Annotated in this window: 16 protein-coding genes and 1 other RNA gene; 11 read left to right on the top strand and 6 right to left on the bottom strand. The window is 41.3% G+C overall.

What is annotated here, in order from left to right:
* Positions 1-56 precede the first annotated feature (56 nt).
* Positions 57-218, bottom strand: coding sequence for a hypothetical protein (locus V7K35_RS28210; protein WP_335083597.1), 162 nt, complete (start codon positions 216-218; stop codon positions 57-59).
* Between the two features lie 232 nt (positions 219-450).
* On the opposite strand from V7K35_RS28210, the gene V7K35_RS28205 reads away from it, so the two are divergent.
* Positions 451-771 carry a hypothetical protein gene (locus tag V7K35_RS28205; protein ID WP_335083596.1) on the top strand — a complete coding sequence of 107 codons (321 nt, stop codon included), beginning with the start codon at positions 451-453 and terminating at the stop codon, positions 769-771.
* Between the two features lie 54 nt (positions 772-825).
* Here V7K35_RS28205 and V7K35_RS28200 read toward each other — a convergent pair whose 3' ends face one another.
* The 4 genes from V7K35_RS28200 to V7K35_RS28185 form a co-directional block, all read right to left on the bottom strand.
* A complete protein-coding gene (locus V7K35_RS28200) occupies positions 826-1,149 on the bottom strand; it encodes a DUF2103 domain-containing protein (RefSeq protein WP_335083594.1) in 324 nt (107 codons plus the stop codon).
* 5 nt (positions 1,150-1,154) lie between these two features.
* Positions 1,155-1,481, bottom strand: a complete 327-nt coding sequence (gene clpS, locus V7K35_RS28195) for an ATP-dependent Clp protease adapter ClpS (protein WP_298907537.1) — start codon at positions 1,479-1,481, stop codon at positions 1,155-1,157.
* Between the two features lie 173 nt (positions 1,482-1,654).
* Entirely contained in the window at positions 1,655-3,709 is a 2,055-nt protein-coding gene (locus V7K35_RS28190) for an FAD-dependent oxidoreductase (protein ID WP_335083592.1), read from the bottom strand.
* A 213-nt stretch (positions 3,710-3,922) separates the two neighbouring features.
* On the bottom strand, positions 3,923-6,040 hold the full coding sequence (locus tag V7K35_RS28185; protein ID WP_335083590.1) for an RNaseH domain-containing protein: 2,118 nt from the start codon (positions 6,038-6,040) through the stop codon (positions 3,923-3,925).
* 174 nt (positions 6,041-6,214) lie between these two features.
* Here V7K35_RS28185 and V7K35_RS28180 point away from each other — a divergent pair, with 174 nt between their 5' ends.
* From V7K35_RS28180 to V7K35_RS28170, 3 genes are all read left to right on the top strand, one after another.
* Entirely contained in the window at positions 6,215-6,439 is a 225-nt protein-coding gene (locus V7K35_RS28180; RefSeq protein WP_335083588.1) for a hypothetical protein, read from the top strand.
* On the top strand, positions 6,439-8,913 hold the full coding sequence (locus V7K35_RS28175; RefSeq protein ID WP_335083607.1) for a helicase-related protein: 2,475 nt from the start codon (positions 6,439-6,441) through the stop codon (positions 8,911-8,913). The genes V7K35_RS28180 and V7K35_RS28175 overlap by 1 nt, the downstream gene beginning before the upstream one ends.
* A gap of 214 nt (positions 8,914-9,127) precedes the next feature.
* Positions 9,128-9,673, top strand: coding sequence for an ImmA/IrrE family metallo-endopeptidase (locus V7K35_RS28170; protein WP_335083586.1), 546 nt, complete (start codon positions 9,128-9,130; stop codon positions 9,671-9,673).
* 321 nt (positions 9,674-9,994) lie between these two features.
* Here the strand turns inward: V7K35_RS28170 and V7K35_RS28165 are convergent, their stop codons facing one another.
* A complete protein-coding gene (locus V7K35_RS28165; protein ID WP_335083584.1) occupies positions 9,995-10,318 on the bottom strand; it encodes a hypothetical protein in 324 nt (107 codons plus the stop codon).
* Between the two features lie 731 nt (positions 10,319-11,049).
* Between V7K35_RS28165 and V7K35_RS28160 the strand changes: the two genes are divergently transcribed.
* The 7 genes from V7K35_RS28160 (at position 11,050) to V7K35_RS28130 (ending at position 22,574) form a co-directional block, all read left to right on the top strand.
* Positions 11,050-11,541 carry a pentapeptide repeat-containing protein gene (locus tag V7K35_RS28160; protein ID WP_335083605.1) on the top strand — a complete coding sequence of 164 codons (492 nt, stop codon included), beginning with the start codon at positions 11,050-11,052 and terminating at the stop codon, positions 11,539-11,541.
* Positions 11,538-12,692, top strand: coding sequence for a 5-(carboxyamino)imidazole ribonucleotide synthase (locus V7K35_RS28155; protein WP_335083582.1), 1,155 nt, complete (start codon positions 11,538-11,540; stop codon positions 12,690-12,692). The genes V7K35_RS28160 and V7K35_RS28155 overlap by 4 nt, the downstream gene beginning before the upstream one ends.
* A 59-nt stretch (positions 12,693-12,751) precedes the next feature.
* Positions 12,752-12,935: non-coding RNA, 6S RNA (ssrS, locus tag V7K35_RS28150), on the top strand.
* 151 nt (positions 12,936-13,086) lie between these two features.
* Positions 13,087-18,510: a trifunctional serine/threonine-protein kinase/ATP-binding protein/sensor histidine kinase gene (locus V7K35_RS28145; RefSeq protein ID WP_335083580.1), complete on the top strand. Its 5,424-nt coding sequence runs from the start codon at positions 13,087-13,089 to the stop codon at positions 18,508-18,510.
* 265 nt (positions 18,511-18,775) lie between these two features.
* The gene (locus tag V7K35_RS28140; protein WP_335083578.1) at positions 18,776-20,041 is read left to right on the top strand and encodes a M16 family metallopeptidase; all 1,266 of its coding nucleotides are present in this window, start codon (positions 18,776-18,778) and stop codon (positions 20,039-20,041) included.
* Between the two features lie 77 nt (positions 20,042-20,118).
* On the top strand, positions 20,119-21,411 hold the full coding sequence (locus V7K35_RS28135; RefSeq protein ID WP_335083576.1) for a M16 family metallopeptidase: 1,293 nt from the start codon (positions 20,119-20,121) through the stop codon (positions 21,409-21,411).
* A 167-nt stretch (positions 21,412-21,578) separates the two neighbouring features.
* On the top strand, positions 21,579-22,574 hold the full coding sequence (locus tag V7K35_RS28130; protein ID WP_335083574.1) for a peptidoglycan-binding domain-containing protein: 996 nt from the start codon (positions 21,579-21,581) through the stop codon (positions 22,572-22,574).
* Positions 22,575-22,764: the final 190 nt, after the last annotated feature.

Raw genomic sequence — 22,764 nt, 5'->3', positions numbered from 1 at the left:
CCAATGAAAAATCCCTCAGATGCACCACACTTAATTTCCATTTTTGGGAACAATGCCTAATTTACATGACTTTGAGCCTTAACTGAACCGTATTGTACTATAACCGGATTAGAAGCTCTGGAATTGTTAACAGCGCGATCGCTTGTTGAACCGCAGAATTGATATAGCAAGGGACTGGGGACTGGGTGAAAAGGCTTTTTGTGTCTAAGTTTTATCATCTGTTAATGTCCTAATCACCTTGGCTGCTGCTATATTTTCTGCTTCAATGTGCGATCGCCTGCTTAACAAAAATATTTAATTATCATTAAAAATAAGATTTGCAAAAAAACGATTTTTGTTGCATTTATTTACAGATGCATGACTCTATTGAGGTTTGTAAATAATTTGTATTTCTGCAAGGAATATTCCTTTAGACTGAATTTCAACTGAAAAATGTGGGGATAAACACAAATGCATTCGTTAAATATATTTTGTCACGAATTTGTAGTTGCTGTTTCCTTTGTAGCTTGCATTATTGGATTGGTATTACTGTGGGACGGCAAGCAGCAAAAAAATGATATAGAAGAAACAGAGCGGATTCTGTTTAGAATGAGTTTTACTTATTGGCTAGTTTACTGTGTAGCCTTTGGCATAGAGAAGATAGTTTTACCCGACTGGGAATCTATACTCATGACTTTGAGAATAACTACGGCTCTGTCATATTTCTTAACATTTTCTTGCATTGTTAGTCTGCCACTACACAAATTTGCCGTCCACCGGGTTGAGGAATAGTTATTGGGGATTGGGCATTGGTCATTAGCTTTGCACAAATGACAAATGACATGATTAAGATTTCATTGCGATCGCTAATGCCGTTTCCAATTCTGACTGCGCCAAAGGAGTCAAAATAAACACCTCTTGTACCGTCTTTCCCTGGCGTGCGATTACTTTATAGCCCCCACGGATTGGTACTGAAATCCGCAGTTGCATTTTTGGACAATGACCTCTTGACCGCCCAATTACTCCCGGTGTCACCGTTTGGATGCCATCCATCTGACAAAGACGTTCTAAAATTGGGATCAGACCAGAAAGGTGTGTGGAGTGATTCCAAACCAGTCTGCCAGCTTTTTGCGAAGCCGTCTGAAGGGGATCTACGGTGGGTTTGCCCATGATAATTAAGCTGCTTCTAGAGGTGCCATTGTCAAACCTGCTCGGCGCAGCTGCTGATGATAAAGTTCCGCAGGTTCTTGGGGACCGACCCAGACGATCGCTTGACCTTCATAGTGTACCTGATTAGTCAGATCCCACGCGCGATCGCCACTCATCCCCGGAATATATTTCATCAAACATTCACTCACATGTTGGAATGTATTAAAATCATCATTTAATACAATCACTTTGTAATTCGGATAAGTCTTACGGGTAACTTGATTAGACCGTTCAGGAGCTATAGTTGGTGCTGTGGCCATCCCGTAAACATCTGCTGAAAGTGTCGTAACCATAGAACAATTGGTCAAGATAATTTTACAAAACTAGACTACAAATAACTAGTTTAGTCCATTGTCTGGGGACTGAGGAGTTTGGAGTTTGGAGTTGAAAGTTGAGAGTTTAGAGTAAGGAATTGGGGATTGGAAAGAATTCAGTCCCCAATGCCTGATACCCAATGTCCAATGCTCTACCGCCAATTATCCCAGTTTTCGTTAAAAATAGATGTATCGGGGAAGGCTGTCGGGTTACCATTTTGTTGCAAAAGCCGTTTGAGTGCTTCCAGTTGTGGCTCTTGTTTGGGTAAGTCATCGACTAGTTGGTAAGGTGCGATCGCATTTTTGAGCGCAAAACTAGCAACAGTTCCCGCAGCTGCGCCAGCTGACCATTCAAAGGAATGGACTCGATAGGCAGCAGCGGCAATATGACTAGTAGCAATACTTTTGCCTCCTACCAGCAAATTGTCAATTTTCTGGGGAATCATTGCCCTTAGAGCAATTTGGAAGGGATAAGCTTGGCCTGCACCACGTCTTTCACCTGGATGTTCTGTATTACCAGGGGCTTCCGGGGGACTATTCACCATGCAAGGATGGAAATCTATAGCGTAGTGACCAATACCCACAGCATCGGGAAAGACGGTAGAACGAGTCCGCCGCATTGCTTTGTCTGGTGGGACTTTACCATCAATTACTGATACTGCTTCCAAACCCGCAAGTGCTGCTCGTAGTCTACGATACATATCTGCTGGCAGAGTCTTGGGGTAATACTCATCATTATAATTTCGGCGAGAAATATCAATTTCCCAAATACCAAAGCCTTCGGGTTGTCCCCAACTGGGCCGGCCAATAATGCGGCGTCCTTCTCGCATATAGGGATATTTCGATAAGCCATGCACTGTCCCCATCGGGGAATTTAAACCCGAAACAAAGCGGTTATTGGGTTGCTGCTGCTTAACACCCTCACCGAGTTGAGAATCTGTAGTCCCAGCTACCAACCAGTAATAGAAAGATAGGGCATTTTCCTCAGCTTTGCGGAGGGTTTCTGTTCGCAGTCCTCCCATCCAGCCCCCTGGTTTTAACTGCCCAGTAGCTTCTAACTGTTGGCGACTGTAAATCAGGTTATCAGCAGCAGTTCCTGGGCGGTAGTCGTTACCCCAAGTCCAGTTTTGCATGGCGATATCCCCTGGTATAGGAGCAGTAAAATTTATACCGCCAAATTTTTCTGGTTTCCCTTTGTTTGGACTCCAAATGCGCCGATAGGTGAAAACCAAATCAAAGTTAGCCAGTCGCGTTAATTCATAGCTGAAATATGGCGCGTATTGTGAATAAAATGGGGGCATCGTCTGCGGTTGCGGTTCCTTGGTTGCCTCCATTGCAAAGGTGTAGGTAAAGCCTTGAGGGCAATATGGATCATTGTTGGTGCTGGAAGCAGAAGGTTCCAGGTAGGAACGGGCATCAATGCCTAATCGGTAGGGGACATCAGCAAGGGCGATAATTTCTCCAGTTTCGCTGGTGTCTACGACGTACCACTTAGGAGCATCCCCGTTACCTGCCTTGGGGATAAAACGGAGAATAGTTTTAGTAAACCGAGATGAGTTTTCGTAGCTATAAGAATCTTCAATACTTTGAGATAAAGTAAAAGTATTGAGAGGTGGTGCGCCTTTTGGTGGTTGATGTTGAATAGCGATCGCACTATTAATTATTTTGCCATCAGGAGCGATTTCCAAATCCTTAATTACTGTGTTGGGAAACCATTGCAACTTCCCTTTGCCCCGCTTTTCGGCATCTTTAAGCATCTGGGTCAAAATAGTGTGAGCATCGCGGGGAAGAAAACAAGATTCACTTACCCAGCAGTCACCAGGGTTAAGTTTACCGTATTTGCGCTCAATCCGGTTTCGCAAATCTAGGTAGCCGCGAGAATAGAATTTGAGAGCTCGCTGGGTTGGGCGTTCGTCTAACGCAGATGTCCCTTGAGCAGAAATTTGTCCTCCCAGCCAGTCAGTAATTTCCGTCAGACAAACCGTTCGTCCTGCTAGCAACCCCTCGTAAGCTGTGGCGACGCCAGATAGTCCACCACCCACAACTAAAATCTCGCAATCGACACTTTTATCTGGGGTTCTCGGTGGTGTGGCGTTCGCCTTTGGCGTTGGCGCAGCCATCGCCCCATCAAATGCAATTAAGCTAGATATTAAATTGAGACTGATCAGCGATGTTAAACTATAAGCTACTTTGTGTCTGCGCTTCATGGTTAAAAAAAACACTCCAAATCCTGTGTCACCTTGTAGAAGGTAGCATTCAGTAAATGTTGATCACAAGTTTATAAGAGTAAATATATTTAAATACAAGTTTTACACCTAAAATACTGAGTCTTGAGGCTAAATTTACCCTGAAGTTATTAAAGCTGAGTTAAAAGTGCTGATTGGTGAGTACTTTTTTCCTCATACATGAGAAACATTGATTCAGACTTCCACACCAAGGATGCATAACTGATCTTTTATTAGTTGTTTGCCTAAATGCATTGGATATGGTGAATGAATATTACCCATAGACCACGCTGGTGAGATTCGTAAGTAGTGTGGCACTCGGCAAAGTGACTTTAGGCTTTCTTCTGTTTTTTGGAAATCAGAACGAATGAAAAAGGGAAGCATTTCTAACATCTGCTGGTGCTTGAATGCAATATTTACACCGTATTCATCATCTTGAGAATCGAGCATATAGAGTTCGCGTGCTGTTGAGGTATCTTGGGCTTTTTGTGTTTTCGGTAATCTTCCAATAGAGAAGTAATGGAGCAACTCAGGTACAGAGCTATCATAAAAACCACTTAAGTGAATTAAATCTCGTGCTAGAGAATTCTTATCCCAAGCTTGTCGATTGGTGATGTATTGAGTTGTTTCGTCACCAGTGCGGAAGCGAATTATTCCCAGCAGGTTCCTAAGTTGGTTATGGTCACGAGGATATACACAAGCATGACCTGGAACGTGTTGGAAGTCTAAGATATTCCGTTTTGCAAGGAGATATTCATTTTTTAATTGGAACCAAGCTTGGCCTCCGTTTTCTTCACCACGCTCGTTACGCCATACATCAGCTTCAATTAAGGCAATAGTAGGACAATCGCCCACTTGCGTTAGTACATCAGCCGCAAACTTTGCAAGCTCTATTCCCTTTAACTGAACTGTTTTGTAATTGCGATCGCACCGTACCCGTGAGAAAATCTGTCCCAGTTCAATCCCCGCCTGTGCATAAGAAATCCAATTGTTGCGATCGGGAAATAACACATCGACTGCACCAGTTGCCCGCAGACGAACAGCCAAGGCATAGTGAATATTATCTTGTCCTTGAGTAGCTTTTCGGCGACAAAGGGCAATTACATCTAGGTTTTGGGTGATTTCCTTTGGTATCCCTGCCCGTTCATAGACTTCTGAGGGCAGTCCATAGAGTACTCCAACTTGGCGTAGGGTTACATCCAGTACAGCACTTAGAATACGTCCTTCTGTCTTCTTGCTGTAAGATTGCGATGTATCTGTGCTTTCATCTTCTTTGGCAGATGATTTTGGTCTTATAACTGTTTGCACCATTTGGGAACCGATTTTTTCTAACACACAAGCTTCACGAACTACTCTATAGATGCTTTGTTTGGGATGAACTCCCTTCTTCTTCGTTTGTCCAATTTCAATAATTGCAAAACAGTAAGGCTTAGTAGTAGGGTCAATTAAAGCAGTAACCTCATGTTTTAAAAAGTTACGCCATGCATCGAGTTTTATTTGATGCTGCTTGCGGATTTGGTTATCAAACTCCTGACGATCTTTAAGTGTAAGTCCGGCTGTGTCAAGGGGTTTCAAAAGATTTGGATCGTTAATCCATACAGATGATACTTTGACATGCTCTGGAAAATCTTCTCCTTCATTGAGCAGGAAAGCATCACGCAATGTCTGGTAAGTTACATCACAAGTATCTCGTTCGCGCCACAGAATAAAAATTTGAATGAGCGTTTTTGGAGTAATAGGTTGCCAATTCCAATTAGTAGGAATTATGGCCATATTTTCAAGGAAGCGATCGCAAACACTATTCACCTGATCCTTTTTCCCCTTACCATCCAATTGCTTTGTCCACTCTTGCGCCCAAATAATCACTAACTCATGTATTTGCTCAGGAGTTGGAACTCGCAACGGATTTTCAACCGTCCCCACAGCTAATGCTCGATAATCGCCTGTATCAAAGTATTCAAAACCATGTGTCAATGTTGATGCACAGGCAAGCAATCCATTGTTTAACTGTCGATATGGTATCCAGACCTTTTTCTTGCGATTAGATAAGAGAACTTCTTCACCAAGATGTTTTAATTCCCTGAGTTCTTGCCCTAGATGACCTGTACCGTTACTACCAACGAGCGATCGCGCTATTTCCTGAAACAATCCCATTTTCTGCCGTTCAGGGCTACCAGAAATGCGGAGTGGTTTATTCTTTTGCTTGAATTGCGGAAGAAATTTGAAGTGGCTTTGAGCGATCGCATCTCTCGCCTCCTGTTCTGGCATCAAAACACCTTGCGGATTAGCAACGTGAAAACAGGCGAATCTCAAAAGTAGAACTTTCCAGCAATAGTCTGCAAATTAGAACTACTAAAATTCGTTAATAACTGGTAAAAAGTAACATAATTAACTAAATTTAGTTCAGATGTATTATTTTTAATAGTTTAAATGTACTATTATCTAATCTGGCTTGAACCTAAGCCATCTTTATATAAGCATTGAGTTATGACTGATTCTCCGCCAAGATCCTGGTTTGATTCCAAGACAATCTATGAACAAATTCAATACTACTTCCCAAAGTGCCAATCAAAAATACGTATTGCATCTGGCTATTTTACTGTAAACGGCTGGGATCAGATTCGAGATGTTGTAAAAGGAAAGTATGTTGATCTGTTGGTTGGAATTAACGAACTCAAAGACAAGACGAAAGACACGCACAGCGCCTTCTAATCCAAGAAATCAAGAAAGATTTAGCAACAGGATCATCACCAGGTAATCGCCGTCAAGCTGTAGCAGATTTAGTTGATAAAATTCGGACGGGTCAATTTCGGATTGTTGATGCACGCGCTAAGAAACATCATGCAAAACTTTACTTTGTTGACTGTAAAGTTGTCATCATTACTTCAGCCAATTTAACGAAACATGGCTTAATGCAACAGGTTGAAGCTGGTAATCCACTGAGTCGCAAGAAGGAAATTGTAAAACTTGCCAAGAAATTTGACGAATATTTTGCTGAAGCAGTAGATTTAACTGAGAGACTACTTAAAGCTCTTGAAGATTGGTTGAAACTTGCTTCTCCGTGGGATATTTACCTCAAAACCTTACTTGCTTTTGAGGATGTAGAACTTGATAACAGGTATACACCGCCAACGAATTATCAAAGAGCAATGATTGCTGAGGCTTTACAGAAAATAAGCGATCACAACGGAGTTATGTTGGTTGCCTCAACAGGCCTTGGAAAGACCGTTGTTGCTACTCATATCGCCCTGACACTTTTTAGAGCAGATAAAATTCTACATATATTGATTATTGGCCCCAAATTAGTAAAAAGGCAATGGGAATCTGAATTTATTGATGCAGGTATCCCTCAGACTTATATTGGCTGTCAAGCTTTAGATAAAGAAGATCCAAGCGATGATTGTAATCTTGAACACTTTATCGAAATAGAAGAAAAAATAAATAAGCAATGGCTCATTATTATTGATGAATGCCATCTATTCAGAAATTGCCACGATAGTGCAGAAGGACCTAGAAGGCGCTCATTCCAAAGATTGATTTCACGAATTCAAGAAAGTGGCTGTAAAGTCTTACTTCTCACTGGCTCACCTTACTCTAAAGATATTAGGAATCTTAATCACCAACTTCTGCTTCTACCTCACACTGCGGAAATTGAAACTTTGTCGGATAAACAAAACAAGAAAAATTTCAATTGGCATACAGATAGTATAAAAGGATTTATTAACTTGCCTGTTGTATCTCAATTAACTACACCTTATGTTGCACAACAGTATGGACAGAAGCTAGAGAATGGCGTATTAATTGAGTTTGGACAGCAAAAACGATATATTCCGCTTGTCAAGTTATATCGAGTTAATTTCCATTTATTCATGGAAAGTGAAATCTCTCAAGTTTTTAGGGATGGTTGCTTTAATGTTATAGATCCTCCAGAGTCACGCAAGTTTATAGAAACGCAAGCAGAAGTTGCCTGGGTCAGCTCACCGTGGGCACTTCGTGAAATTATCAAAAAGGTTATAAACACCCCAGGCAAGCGAAACTTGTCATATGATTTTGAGTTTGAAATGTCTCAATTTCAGCGCCGTGAAATATTAGAGCCGCTCCTAAGTCGATTAAACCAAATGCAGTTTACTGATGATCATAAGCTTGCATCTCTATGTAGCTTTCTCCAAGAAGTTCACTCTAATAATAAAAAAGTTATCATTTTTTGTGAACGTCGTGCAACAGTAGTCTATTTGGTGAGAGCCGTTAATGCTTTACTTCCCTATATGAGAATATTTGGCACAATGAAGCGCACAAGTAAGGAAGGAAAAAGTCAATACGTACCTAAAAGTGATCGAGAGATTTTACAAGCAATTAAAAAGTTTGCCCCAGTCGCAAACAGAGCCGAAGGAAAGTACGAAGAGACTTACGATGTTTTTATTTCAACTGATGCTCATGGTGTTGGCATTAATTTACAAGATGCACCTGTAGTTATCAATTACGATCTAGCTTGGACAGCAATTGAGCCTACACAAAGAGCAGGTCGTGTTCTAAGACCTTGGATTGAACCACGTACTGTAGAGCTTTACACTTTTGTTCCACCGCTAGAAGGTGATCCTTTACGAGATTTAGGCATTGCAAAACGTTATAGTAACCTGGCAAATCGCCACAGTCAATCTCAAGAAATTATGGAGCTTCCTGTTCTATCTACAAATGAACAAGAAGAAGTTAACTTTTTTAACAATGCATCCAAAGTAACAATTCAATCAGGTGTACTTGATTTAGAGGCTTTAGTTGATGACAAGATATCGCCATATTATCACCATGCATCTAAGCTGTATAGTAACCGCGACTACGCCCGAAAGATTCGTGATGATATTATTAGTGCAAAAATTTATTCTGGGCGAACAATTTTGATTTATGTCTTGTTTAAATACGAAAATGAATACAAATGGGCTGTTTTTGAACCTAAATTAAAAAGCTTGCGGAACATATCACGGAATCAATTACTTGATTGGCTTCGATGTGAAAAAAATACTGAGCGTGCCCTTGTCAATGCTGATGAAATTGAAGAACTTAGCTATGCTTGCATAAAAAAATGGTGTAAACAAAATGATGCTAGTTTAGATGATGTTGTTAGAGAATGTGCAATTTACCTCAAGCCAGCAAATGAAATTGATGATTTTGAAAGTTTAGCTAGATACTAGTTAAGTTATATCTTATGGCTATAAGTGCCAGCGGCTAAGTTATCTTAAATTACAGATGAGGCTCAACTAAATACGCCTGAAGCGATCGCTATTCAATTACGGGCTGATAAAAATCTTGATCCAGCGATCGCCAATGCTTTAGCATCCTTAGTCAAAGCAGCGTACCGCGATCTATCTCAAAATAATGGCGAATTGAAGCAAGATCCTTAAAGATATGTCATTAATTCAAAGTCTATCGCCGGAAGTTAGGCAACGCTGTGAAGCGATCGCCACCGAACAACGAAGCTTACTTCGAGTGCGATCGTTTGAACCGTTACTCGCAGACACTCTAGCAGCCAAGCTAAAAGCAACACTTTTTACACCTGATCAGCTTCCACATTTAGAGCCAGAGCAAGTAGCAGTATTACTTGCTAGCGATGGGTGGTCAGGAGCGATTATAAGCGATCGCCCCCTCTGGATTGTATACAACCCCCGTCATGCACCTGCACGGTATGAATCAAATCTGATGCATGAAATAGCTCATGTGTTGCTGGATCATCACCCTGTTGGCTTTGATCCTGTAACCGGACTACCAAAACGTAAACAAAACAACGAAGATGAAGCAACTTATTTGGGGGGATGCCTTCAAATTCCCAAACGTGGTTTATTATGGGCAACACAACGAAAGATGCTGTTACCTCAGATTGCAACACATTTTGGTGCGAGTGAAGCGATGGTGCAGTTTCGCAGTAATGTGACTAATGTGCTTGTCAAATGCTAATACTACGTGAGCAGCCAACGAACAAAATTCCTTTAATGCTTGTTGATGGGGTTTTCTGCTGCGATGCCTAACAGCAAGCCCTTCGGGTGATGCTCGTACTTGCTAATGCTACTGCTACGCATCTGTGCGTTAACAAAGAATCAGAATTTTAAAAGCTGCATTGGTTAACTATCTACTAAAACGCCATGGTCAATCGATAATTAGTAACTAATAATCTTTCATTGAAACTGTGGTGATTTCGCCTCTTTTTCTGAAATTAAAAACTGCTCTTGCTGAAAGTAGACAAGAGCAGTTTTTAATAACAAAGACCAAAATAAGAATTTAGGCATCTTCAAGTTCAAATTGAGCCACCGTAACCGCGTTAAAAGCGAAAGCTAAAACTAATGGCATCGGCGACTGAAACCAAAAGGTAAAAAGAACAGCTAGGATTGTGCCAATTACTGCGGATATCGACCACAATCGTTCTTCAAAAGTCAATCCCTTTTCAGCTTTAATCAATTTGAGAACATTAACTGGGATTGGTTCTGGCATTACCCCACCCGGAGGGAAAGCCCAGAAGTTGTTACGTCGCTCGACAAATAAATCTGTCCAGCCATTTTCTTGGCACCATGCCTCAATCCATTGAAGTGAGTAATGATTCATCATCGGGTTTCGGAGTTCGGTTTGTGGAAGTTGTGTACTTGGTGAAGATAAACTTTTTGAGATTCCTGAAGAACTAATTAATTGCTATAAAATAAAAGCTAATCATCCAATTTTTAAGCTTTGTTAAGCAGTTGAGAGACACATAATTAATGCTCAAACCCTGCTTTCATTAATTAAAAGATTAGCAGTCGATACGGTTTGTTTACTTTAAAAGACAATAAACTTTACTTGAAAAGTTGGAAGTCAAGAATTATAAACAAGTCGGTGAGTATTACTGCTTAATAAAACTCTTTATAACCTAAAATTAAAATCTAAAAATGAAGAACTGTGAACAAATGAACAAGTGTAGCCATAGTCTGTCCTAGACATCGCTTTCTAGGCTAAATCATTCCTTTAGAATTAGAAATTTCAATTTTTACCTTCATCAACAGAGATAGGTTATACTCAAATTCATTTAGTATTAAAAACTACTTATGTTTAATTATTTGCATCAGTATTTAGTAATAAATTTCTTGATATATTGAGTGCCAGGGATAATTTTGCTCAAGATGAGCAGCGATGTCTACGACGGGCTATGCCTATGTCCTTTTTGCGTTACAAAATATTAAGCAAGGGAAATACACATCCCCAAGTCCAGTAGCAAGATATGAGTCTCAATTAAGATGACTCATATCTTGCTAATATTTAAATGCGGTAATTAAATGCAGCAATTAGACACCAAATTGGCTCTCGATATGTTTTGGCGGCAAGGGTTGGCGTTCCTTCTAGGAATTATTATATGGTGCGTGGCTGATCCCGCACTGGCGGTAGATTGGACTCATCCACTGTCATTTAGCAATGCAGAGTTATCAAGACGTGATTTTTCTGGTGACAGTTTGCAAGCTGCGGAGTTTTCTAACGCCAATATGGAACTGGCTAACTTTGCAAACGCTGACTTGCGGGGAGCAGTCATGAGCGCTTCGGTGATGACAAAAGCAAATCTCCACGGAGCGGATTTAACTAATGCAATGGTTGATCAGGTAAACTTGACAAAGGCAGATTTGAGCGATGCAGTTTTCAAAGAAGCTCTTTTGCTGCGTGCCATCTTTAATGATGTGAATATAGACGGTGCAGATTTTACTGATGCAATTTTGGATAGGGCACAAATCAAAGAATTATGTACAAAAGCCAGTGGTGTGAATTCCAAAACAGGCGTGCAAACTCGTGATTCTCTAGGATGTCAATGAAACGTGTTGGTGTAATTGGTGGCGGACAACTTGCCTGGATGATGGCGGATGCAGCACAGAAGCTAGGAGTAGAATTAGTAATACAAACTCCTAGTGAACACGACCCGGCCGTGTCTATTGCTCAGGAAACTGTTTTCGCCGCAGTAGATGACGCAAGTGCGACAGAGATATTAGCTCAAAAATGCGATGTCATCACCTTTGAAAACGAATTTGTTAACCTGCAAGCTTTATTTCTTTTAGCACAGCAAGGTGTTTGTTTCCGTCCCAAATTAGAAGCTTTAGCTCCTCTTTTAGATAAATATCATCAACGCTGCTATTTAAGCGATTTGGGATTGCCAGTTCCTCAATTTTTCGCCCTTAACGAGGTAGAAAATCTCAAATCGAAAATAGAATATTTGGGTTTCCCAGCAGTCCTCAAATCCCGACGCCACGGTTATGACGGCCAAGGTACTTTCATAATTCCGGATTTTGCTACTTTAGAACAAAAGCTAAGTTTTGAAACCACAACAAAAACTTTAAATCTACCACTTTTCTTGTTAGAAGAATTTATCCCTTTTGAAAGAGAACTAGCAGTAATTGCAGCTCGTTCTGTGGAGGGAGAAATTGTCACTTATCCAGTGGTAGAAACCCAACAAGAACAACAAGTGTGTCGGCGGGTGATTGCGCCAGCCGAGATTATGCCCAATCAAGTAGTAGAAATCCAAGCGATCGCACATACTCTATTAAATAGCCTAGAAGTAGTGGGAATTTTTGGAATTGAGCTATTTCTCACCGCTGATGGCAAAATCCTAGTAAATGAAATTGCGCCCCGTACCCACAATTCTGGGCATTTTTCCCTTGACGCCTGCGAAACTTCTCAGTTTGAGCAGCATCTTCGAGCCGTTTGTGGTTTACCTTTGGGAAATCCGGCTTTGCAGTGTGCTGGCGCTGTGATGGTAAATTTACTGGGGTATGAAAATTCTCACAGCGACTACCAAAGCCAGCGTCAACAAATAGCAGAGATTCCCCAGGCGCATGTTCATTGGTATGGGAAGACAGAATCACGTCCTGGGCGAAAGTTAGGACATGTCACCGTTTTGCTGGATAACCAAAATAGAGAATCGGCAACTGCGCTCGCCCACACCATAGAATCTATCTGGTATCCCAGATAAATTTTTCAGAAAATTTCGATGTTGACACACAACATCTTTTTGAAAGCTATAATGAGTGAGTTGCACTACGACGTTGGTGACTGCCATCAAGTTTTTTGATCTATGCCTTTAATGACAAGGGAGTCAACTGTTCTCGTGGCAGTAGACCGGGCATGTACCCGGAAACTTTAAACGAGGAATTTAGGTTCCCACCTGGATAAACCCAGGTCATAAACTTAGGTAAAACGGCGTCGCGGTGAACTTAAAATTATTAGCTCCCAAAATCAATTAGAATTTGGGAGCTTTAATTATTTAAATTAGTATTACTTTTGTCATTTCATGAGCGAACTGACAATAAATATTGCCATATTTTTGGGAAACCTAGATACTGAGGTCTCAAAGATTAAGCCGTATTATGGTCAGCATTCCCGGATATCATATTAGCAAAGAACTCTACAACGGTTCTCGAACCTTAGTTTATCGCGCTGATCGAGAAACTGACCAAAAATCTGTGGTGATTAAGCTGATGAAAACTGTTTATCCCAGCTTCAGTGAATTGGTACAGTTTCGTAATCAGTTCACCATCGCCAAAAATTTGAATCTACCTGGAATCATCCAAACCTATAACCTGGAACCCTATCAGAATGGCTATGCGTTAGTGATGGAAGACTTTGGGGGAATTTCTCTCAACCAGTGGCAAGCCAGAGGAGAGAATGGGGGGATGGGGGGAACATCACAAGCTCTGATTGAGTTTTTACTTTTAGCGATCGCTTTGTGTAATGCATTAGATATTCTAATTCGTAATCGGATCATTCACAAAGATATTAAACCTGCCAATGTTTTAATTAATCCAGAAACTAAAGAAGTTAAGTTAATTGACTTTAGTATTGCATCTCTGTTACCACGAGAAACTCAAATCTTGATGAGTCCTAATGTGCTAGAAGGGACACTTGGTTATTTGTCTCCAGAGCAAACTGGACGAATGAATCGGGGAATTGACTACCGGACTGATTTTTATTCTCTAGGTGTAACTTTTTACGAATTACTAACAGGGCAATTACCTTTTAAATCGCACGATCCGATGGAATTGGTACATTGTCATATTGCAAAAAAACCAGAACAATTAAGAGGCAGCAGGGAAGAAGAAATTCCGCAAGTGATTTCAGATATTGTGATAAAATTGATGGCGAAAAATGCCGAAGACCGCTATCAGAGTGCATTCGGACTGAAATATGATTTAGAAAATTGTTTAGCTCAACTCAAGGAAACAGGGAAAATTGCAAGTTTCCCAATTGCCCAACGGGATATGTGCGATCGCTTCATTATCCCAGAAAAACTCTATGGTCGTGAGCATGAAGTTGAAACTCTGCTAAAAGCTTTTGACCGCGTTACCAACAATCAGACGGAACTGATGTTAATAGCTGGTTTTTCTGGTATTGGTAAAACTGTTTTGGTTAACGAGGTTCACAAACCCATTGTCCGGCAGCGGGGCTACTTCATCAAAGGCAAATTTGACCAATTTAATCGTAATATTCCCTTCTCAGCTTTTGTGCAGGCATTTCGAGACTTTATGGGGCAATTGCTGAACCAAAGTGATGTCGAATTGTCAAGTTGGAAAAATAAAATTTTACAAGTACTGGGTGATCAGGGGCAAGCTATTCTTGAGGTAATTCCCGAACTAGAACAAATTATTGGTCAACAACTACCTGCAACAGAACTTTCACCAAGTGCAGCCCAGAATCGCTTCAATTTACTCTTCCAAAACTTTATTCAGGTATTCACTACAAAAGAACATCCATTAGTAATTTTCCTCGATGATTTGCAGTGGGCTGATTCTGCATCACTCAAATTGATGCAGTTGTTGATGAGTGAGTCAGGAAGTGGATCTTTACTTTTAATTGGAGCTTATCGAGATAATGAAGTCTCTACCGCCCATCCATTGATGTTGACTTTAGCGGATATTCGCAAAGCCAATGCCACAATTCACAACATTACTTTAGCTCCGTTAACTCAAGCCAGTTTAAATCAATTGGTAGTTGACACCTTGAGTTGTTCAGGCAAAATTGCCCAACCCTTAACGCAACTCGTCTATCAAAAAACTCAAGGTAATCCATTCTTTGCAACGCAATTCCTTAAAGCGTTGTATGAAGATAGATTGATTATTTTTAATTTTGAGCAAAGGTATTGGCAATGTGATATTGCTGCTGTAAAAGCACTTGCTCTCACCGATGATGTGGTAGAGTTCGTAGCGCTACAGTTGCAGAAGTTGCCAGCAGAAACGCAAAATATCTTGAAATTAGCTGCGTGCATTGGCAACTCTTTTGATTTGCTAACTTTAGCAATTGTTTCTAAACAATCTGAAACCGAAACCGCAGCATCTTTATGGAAAGCTTTACAAGAAGGGTTAGTTTTACCTACTAGTGAAGTTTATAAATTCTTTCAAGATAGTGGGCATAATTCTGACTCAAACCCCTTCAATTCCAATTTCCAAGTCCCTATCTACAAATTTTTACACGATCGCGTCCAACAAGCTGCCTATTCGCTAATTCCAGATGAGCAGAAACAATTGACTCATCTTCAAATTGGTCAATTACTTTTGCAAAATACCTCTGAATCTCAGCAAGAGGAGCGACTTTTTGAGATTATCAGTCAGTTAAATTCTGGAATAGCGCTAATCACCCAGCCAATTGAACGTCAACAATTAGCTCAGTTAAATTTGAATGCCGGTCGAAAAGCGAAAGAAGCTACTGCTTATGGTGCAGCAATTCATTACCTCAATTATGGAATGCAGTTGTTGACGATTAATAGTTGGGAAATTGCCTACGAACTGACTCTAAATTTACACGAAGAAGCCGCCGAAGCTGCCTTTCTCAACAATGAATTTGAGCAAATGGAATCTTTTATCCAGGTTGTCATCCAACAAACAACCACCTTACTGGATAGAATAAAAGTTTATGAAGTTCAACTCCAAGCTGATCAGGTGCGGCATCAACCATTCAAAGCGATCGCAACTGGGCGTGAACTTCTCGCTCAACTTGGGGTAACATTACCTGAATCAGTAACACCTTCAGACATTCAGCAATATGTATTAAACACGCTCTCCACATTAGGAGGCAGAAGTATTGAGAGCTTAGTTGATTTGCCATTGATGGATGATACCAAAGCTTTGATTGCTTTGCGGATTATGGCTAGCATTGCTCCCGCCATCCACCAAGATTGCTCGTATCTGTTTCCAATTCTTGCTTGCGAGGAAGTGAATTTATCTCTTAAATACGGCAATGCACCACTTTCTGCACCAGGTTATGCAGATTTTGGAATTGTACTTAATGCTTCTAATCAACTGGATTCAGGCTACGAATTTGGTAAGCTAGCTTTAATGCTTGTAGATAGATTTCAAGCAAAATCTGTTCGAAGCATGACTATATTTAAGGTAGCTGCATTAAATCAATATAATAAACAACATGTTCGTATCTCAATTAGTTTATTACAGGAATCCCATAATATTGGATTAGAGACAGGCGATTTTTTTCATGTGCTTACATCGATGATTTTCAAGTTCTTCTATGTCTATTTAAGTGGTACAGAATTTTTGGAAATATTGCTAGCAGATATCAAAGCCTATGAGTCTAATTTTACCAAAAATCAGCGCTTATTAAATTGGTCGAATATAGTCTGTCAAACAATTAAAAATCTAACCGAATATAGCGATAATCCAGAGTACCTTATTGGTGAAGATTGTCAAGGAGAACAACTATTATCTGCGCTTATCAAAGAAAACGACGAATTTACACTCCATATAATTTTTCTAAGTAAGTTAATACTCAGTTATCTATTTGAGAAATTTCCGGCGGCAGTTGAAAATGCAAATCAGGGAGAGCAATACCTCAACGGTGTGGTAGGAATGCTATCTGTGCCTGTCTTCTACTACTACGATTCCTTATCTCGGCTTGCTGTCTATCCAACGGCTGAACCGTCTCAACAAAAGCAATTACTCTTGAAGGTTGGCGAAAACCAAGAAAAATTGCAGTTTCAAGCTAAATTTGCACCGATGAATTTCCAGCACAAATTTGATTTGGTGGAAGCAGAACGCCATCGGGTTTTAGGCGAAAAGATGGCAGCGATGGAACTATACGATCGCGCCATTTCTGTTGCTAAAGAAAACGAATACATCCAAGAAGAAGCCCTGAGCAATGAACTAGCTGCCAAGTTCTACCTCGACTGGGGCAAAGAAAAAATCGCCCAAGTTTATATGCAAGAAGCTTATTACTGTTATGCTCGTTGGGGCGCTAAAGCCAAAACTGAGGATTTAGAAAAACGCTATCCTCAACTTCTTGCTCCCATTTTACAAGGGCAGCATCATCGCTTTCAACTGAGTTCAACCGTCGATGGCTCATCATTCCTAGATCAAACCATCCAAACGAACCTTTCTAACAGCAGTATTTCCGAATCCCTCGATTTTGCCACCATTTTTAAAGTCTCACAAGTTATCTCCAGTGAAATTCAATTAGAGCAATTGCTCACTACCCTATTGCAAGTGGTGATGGAAAATGCTGGAGCGAAAAAAGCTGCTTTAATTGTACTCCAACAGGATAACTTAGTGGTTAAAGCCGTAGCTACCATCAATGAAGGGGTGACTTTGGTATTTGTACCATTGTCAAGCAGCCAAACCATTCCGATCGCATTAATCAACTATGTCAAACACAGCTTAAAAACTGTTGTGCTGAATGATGCGACAACGAAAAACGATTTTATTACCGATCAATATTTCATGCAGCAACAACCCAAAAGTGTGTTGTGTACGCCGATTTTGCATCAGGGCCAATTAATCGGGTTACTATATCTAGAAAATAAGTTGACGATTGGCGCATTTACAAACGATCGCTTAGAAGTTGTCCAACTGCTATGCGCCCAAGCAGCCATCTGTCTAGAAAATGCTCGTCTTTATCAAGAATCTCAGAATTATGGACAAGAGTTAGAGCGATCGCTACAAGAACTCAAGCAAGCTCAATTACAAGTGGTGCAAAATGAAAAAATGGCAACCTTGGGCAATTTAGTTGCAGGTGTGGCACATGAAATTAATAATCCCATTGGATTTCTCCAAGGCAGCCTCAACAATGCCGAAGAGTATACTCAAGACTTACTTGCCCATATCCAATATTATCAACAACATCATCCTACTCCGGCGATCGCAGTCATTGAGCATGGCGAAGAAATTGACCTAGAATTCTTGACTGAGGACTTACCAAAGCTCGTAGGCTCAATGAAGGTGGCAAGCGAACGGATTAAAGACATTAGTATCAGTCTCCGCACCTTCTCTAGAGCCGATACAGCCGACAAAGTTGCTTGTAACCTCCATGAAGGGATTGAGAGTACGCTGTTGATTTTGAAGTATCGCCTCAAAGCTAACGAAAAACGTCCAGCGATTGAAGTTATCACTGAATATGGAAAATTACCGCCTGTAAAGTGCTTTTTAGGACAGCTAAATCAAGTATTTATGAATATCCTCGCTAATGCAATTGATGCCTTAGATACATCCATTGAGGGGCATTCTTTTGCCGAAGTGCGAGCCAATCATCAACAAATACTGATTCACACCGAAGTATCCAGTGACCAACGTACGGTAACAATTCGCATCAGAGATAACGGCCAAGGAATGCCAGAGGATATTAGAGCAAGGATCTATGATCACCTGTTTACAACTAAAGAGGTTGGGAAAGGAACAGGATTGGGATTAGCGATCGCTCGTCAAATTATTGAGGAAACCCATGATGGGCGATTGAGTTGCAATTCTGTGCTTGGCAAAGGAACAGAATTTGTGATTGAGATTCCAGTCTTTTAATGGCTACTACTCTGATTTAAAGAAGTAGAAACCTGTAGCTGTATGTTCGCTTATTTTGAGATGGCAAAAAGAATTAATCCCTTCTTGGGACAGGAGTATAGTAAAACGATTTTCCTCTCAATCGATAACGCTTCCAATTTCTCGGTAGTATGGAGAACAGCGATCGCACAATTCTACAAAATCTGTATAACTTGATTCTAAATCAGGTATCGTTCAGAGTTAAAATGACACAATTGCATGAAATTGTGGTTAAAGCTACAAAAAATTGTTAAAACAACTAACTAATAACTTATTTCCAGCCTCGGTCTTCCGACTAGACAGTGGTTTAACGTTTATTCATCAAGAGATTCCCACTACCCCTGTAGTAGTAGCGGATGTTTGGGTGCGGGCTGGAGCCAGCCTAGAGCCAGAACCGTGGTTCGGCATGGCGCACTTTTTAGAACACATGATTTTTAAAGGTACGGCGACGCTACCCCCTGGAATGTTCGATTACAAAGTTGAAAACCAGGGTGGTGTGAGTAATGCGGCGACAAGCTATGATTATGCTCATTATTCACTCACTACAGCTGCCCCTTATTTAAAAGATACTCTGCCCTACTTGGGAGAACTACTGCTGAATGCGGCAATTCCAGAAGATGAATTTAGCCGCGAACGGGACGTAGTGCTAGAGGAAATTCGCTCTTGTCATGACGATTCCGATTGGATAGGATTCCAAACTCTGATTCAAAGCATCTACCCGGATCACCCTTACGGACGTTCGATACTGGGTACTGAGCAAGAACTGATGCAGCAGTCACCAGAAGCAATGCGCTGTTTTCACCGCGCCCACTATCAGCCGGAAAACATGACAGTGGTAATTGCCGGGGGTATAGCCCAGCAACCAGCTTGGGAAATGGTAAATCGTTCATTTGCTGATTTTGCCGAACGCTCTAATTGTCCGCAGTTTGAGAAAGTGGCAAAGCCAGTGATTACAGGAATTCACCGTCAAGAACTGTGTTTACCACGCATAGAGCAAGGACGATTGTTAATGGCGTGGCTGGTACCTGGAGTAGAGGAAATCCGCACTAGTTATGGTTTAGATTTGTTGTCGGTGTTATTGGCAGAAGGGCGGACTTCGCGTTTAGTACGCGATTTGCGAGAAGATTTACAATTAGTACAAGGAATTTGCAGTAGTTTTTCTCTACAACGGGAATCAAGTTTATTTACAATTACTGCCTGGTTAGAACCAGAAAATCTGGAGGAAGTTGAGTCTTTAATTTGCGCTCATTTAGATGATTTGCAGATTAGAGGAATTAGTGAACAGGAACTTGCCCGCACCCGCAGGCTGCTGTGTAATGAGTATGCGTTTTCTACCGAAACGCCAAATCAGCTTACGGGGCTTTATGGGTATTACAATACCATTGCCCAAGCTGAATTAGCTGTGACATATCCCCAGCAGATTCAGTCTTTTGATGCCCAAGAATTGCAAAAATTAGCCAAACAATATCTCTCGCCGCAGAATTATGCGGTTACTGTACTTAAACCCTGTTAGTTAATATTTATTCATTAGTCATTTGCGAATGAGTAATAAATATTAACTATTGACAAATGATAAAGGACAAAGGACAAATGACAACCTTGCTGCAAAAATCGCCTATTCATCGCACCACATTGAACAATGGCATTGTCGTGCTGGTGGCAGAAAACCCTGCTGCGGACATCATTGCGGCGCGAATCTTTGTGCGGGCCGGTAGTTGTCACGAAAATCGGGAGCAAGCAGGGTTGGCACATTTACTGTCAGCAGTGATGACAAAGGGATGCGATGGACTTTCTAGTTTGGAAATTGCCGAAATTGTCGAGTCTGTAGGGGCGAGTCTGAGTGCAGATGCCAGCACTGATTATTTTTTGCTATCTTTCAAAACGGTAACATCCGATTTTGGGGAAATTTTAACATTGGCAGGGCGGATTTTGCGATCGCCTACTTTTCCCGAAACTCAAGTGGAACTAGAACGGCGTTTAGCACTCCAGGATATTCGTTCGCAAAAAGAGCAACCGTTCAATGTCGCCTTTGAACAAATGCGGCAGGTAATGTACCAAAATCATCCCTATGCTATGTCAGTGCTGGGAGATGAAACCACCATGAGCCACTTAACTCGTGCGGATTTAGTGGAGTATCACCAGACTTATTTCCGTCCAGATAATCTAGTAATTAGTATTGCTGGTAGAGTCACACCCACAGATGCAGTGGCATTGGTAGAAGAAGTCTTTGGTGATTGGCAAGCGCCAGCCCAAGCACCGCCAATACTGAATTTACCTGAGATTAAGGTGGAACCACAGGTAAAGCTGAAGCCAGTACAAACACAACAATCAATCGTGATGCTTGGTTATTTGGGAACATCAGTGAGTTCTGTTGACTACGCCCCACTGAAGTTGCTGTGTACCTACCTGGGAAATGGGCTTTCTAGTCGCTTGTTTGTCGAATTGCGGGAAAAACGCGGTTTAGCTTACGAAGTATCCGCCTTTTACTCCACAAGGCTATTTCCAGCATCGTTCGTGGTTTACATGGGTACAGCACCGGAAAATACCAGTATTGCCTTAGAGGGACTGCGGACAGAAGTAGATTTATTGTCTACCGAGGAAGTATCTGAAAGCGCACTCCAGGCTGCTAAAAACAAGATTCTGGGACAGTACGCCTTGGGTAAACAAACGAACGGGCAAATTGCTCAAATATACGGCTGGTATGAAACTTTGGGCTTAGGAATTGATTTTGACACAAAGTTCCAAGAATTGATTGCGGCTGTGAGTGCCAAGGATGCGATCGCCGCAGCTTCTAAATATTTAAAATCACCTTACTTGTCTTTAGTTGGTCAAGAAGAAGCAATTAATCGAGCGATGTCTACGACGGGCGGAGCCTACGCATAGGCTTATTCTAATTCCCTACTTTTTGAGAAGGGTTAGAAAGGAGCCAGTCTGAAGCAAAGCATATTTGATGTGCCGCAGCTACGCCCGTCAAAGACATCGTAAATGCAGCTGTTTTTTAGACCAAGCGGCTGTACTATTAGCATGAGAATATTCTGGGAGTAAATTCCATGCAAAGCAGCCTGACAGCAAGTATTTTGAGTTACTTAAAATTACTAGACCCAACTGTAAATTGCTGTAGAATGGAAAAACGGCAAAAGGGTTGGTGGCCAAAGAGGTCTAAATCTTTATCAGCCATTGAAATACTCTTGTTCTCCACTACGCCTCTGCTTATTGCCTCAACGGCTGTAGTATCAATAGCCGCACCACAAAAAATTGCCCAAGTAAATCCTGGAGATAGCATCAACCGCCCTACCCTTAAAGTTGGTAGCCAAGGCGAACGTGTGTCTGAACTTCAGGCAGCTCTAAAACTTTTGGGTTTTTATTCTGGTGCAGTAGATGGTACATATAGTGAGAATACCGCCAGTGCTGTTTCCCGGTTTAAACAAGCAGCTGGCTTGAATCCAGATGGTGTTGTTGACGCCAGCACTTGGCAACGACTTTTCCCTAAGGAATCGGTAGCATCAACCGTCCCTTCATCCCAGCCAAGATTTAACTCAGCGACAAATTTTCCTGTTCCAACCCAGGCTAGCAACCTTACCAACGTTGCAAATCCTAGCCCCAATCCCCCAAGACCAGCTGTAACACAAGTTGCAACTAGCCCTACAAGACCTACTACCCCAAAAAAAGCTGCAACACAACCTGTGACCAACCCTGAGCCAAGACCTGCTACCCCAAAAAAAGCTACAACTTCAAGGACACAGAAAACGCCGAATCGCACGACATCAACTACTCCAACTCAGTCAAACACAACTACTAACCGAACCCCTGGTATTCAATATACCTCAGAAGGATTGCCAATTTTGCGTATAGGGTTACGTGGTTCTGAAGTTGTTAAGTTACAACAACAACTGAAAAAGCTTGGTTTCTTGAAAGGCGATGCCGATGGAGACTTTGGCGTGACAACTGAAGTAGCTGTGAAAGCAGCACAAAAGCGCTATGGATTAGAAGCTGACGGTGTAGTTGGTGGCTCTACGTGGGAGGTTCTTTTGCGGCGATCGCCTTAACAACGTTAGGCTGAGATTAAAGTTGCCACCCACTAGAGGACAATTTTGCAAGTTCCCTTAATGAATTTGGAACTTGCTAGTGCTACATACCCTCTTTTAGGTACAGAGGTTTCTCTCAGTCGAGAAACCTCTGTAGGAATTTTGCCACTCATATTATTTTTGATGAATTTAATTCGTGGTACATCCTGCA

The organism is Nostoc sp. (genome assembly GCF_036917275.1).
Classification (GTDB): domain Bacteria; phylum Cyanobacteriota; class Cyanobacteriia; order Cyanobacteriales; family Nostocaceae; genus Nostoc.
This window is presented reverse-complemented; position numbering and strand designations above follow the sequence as displayed.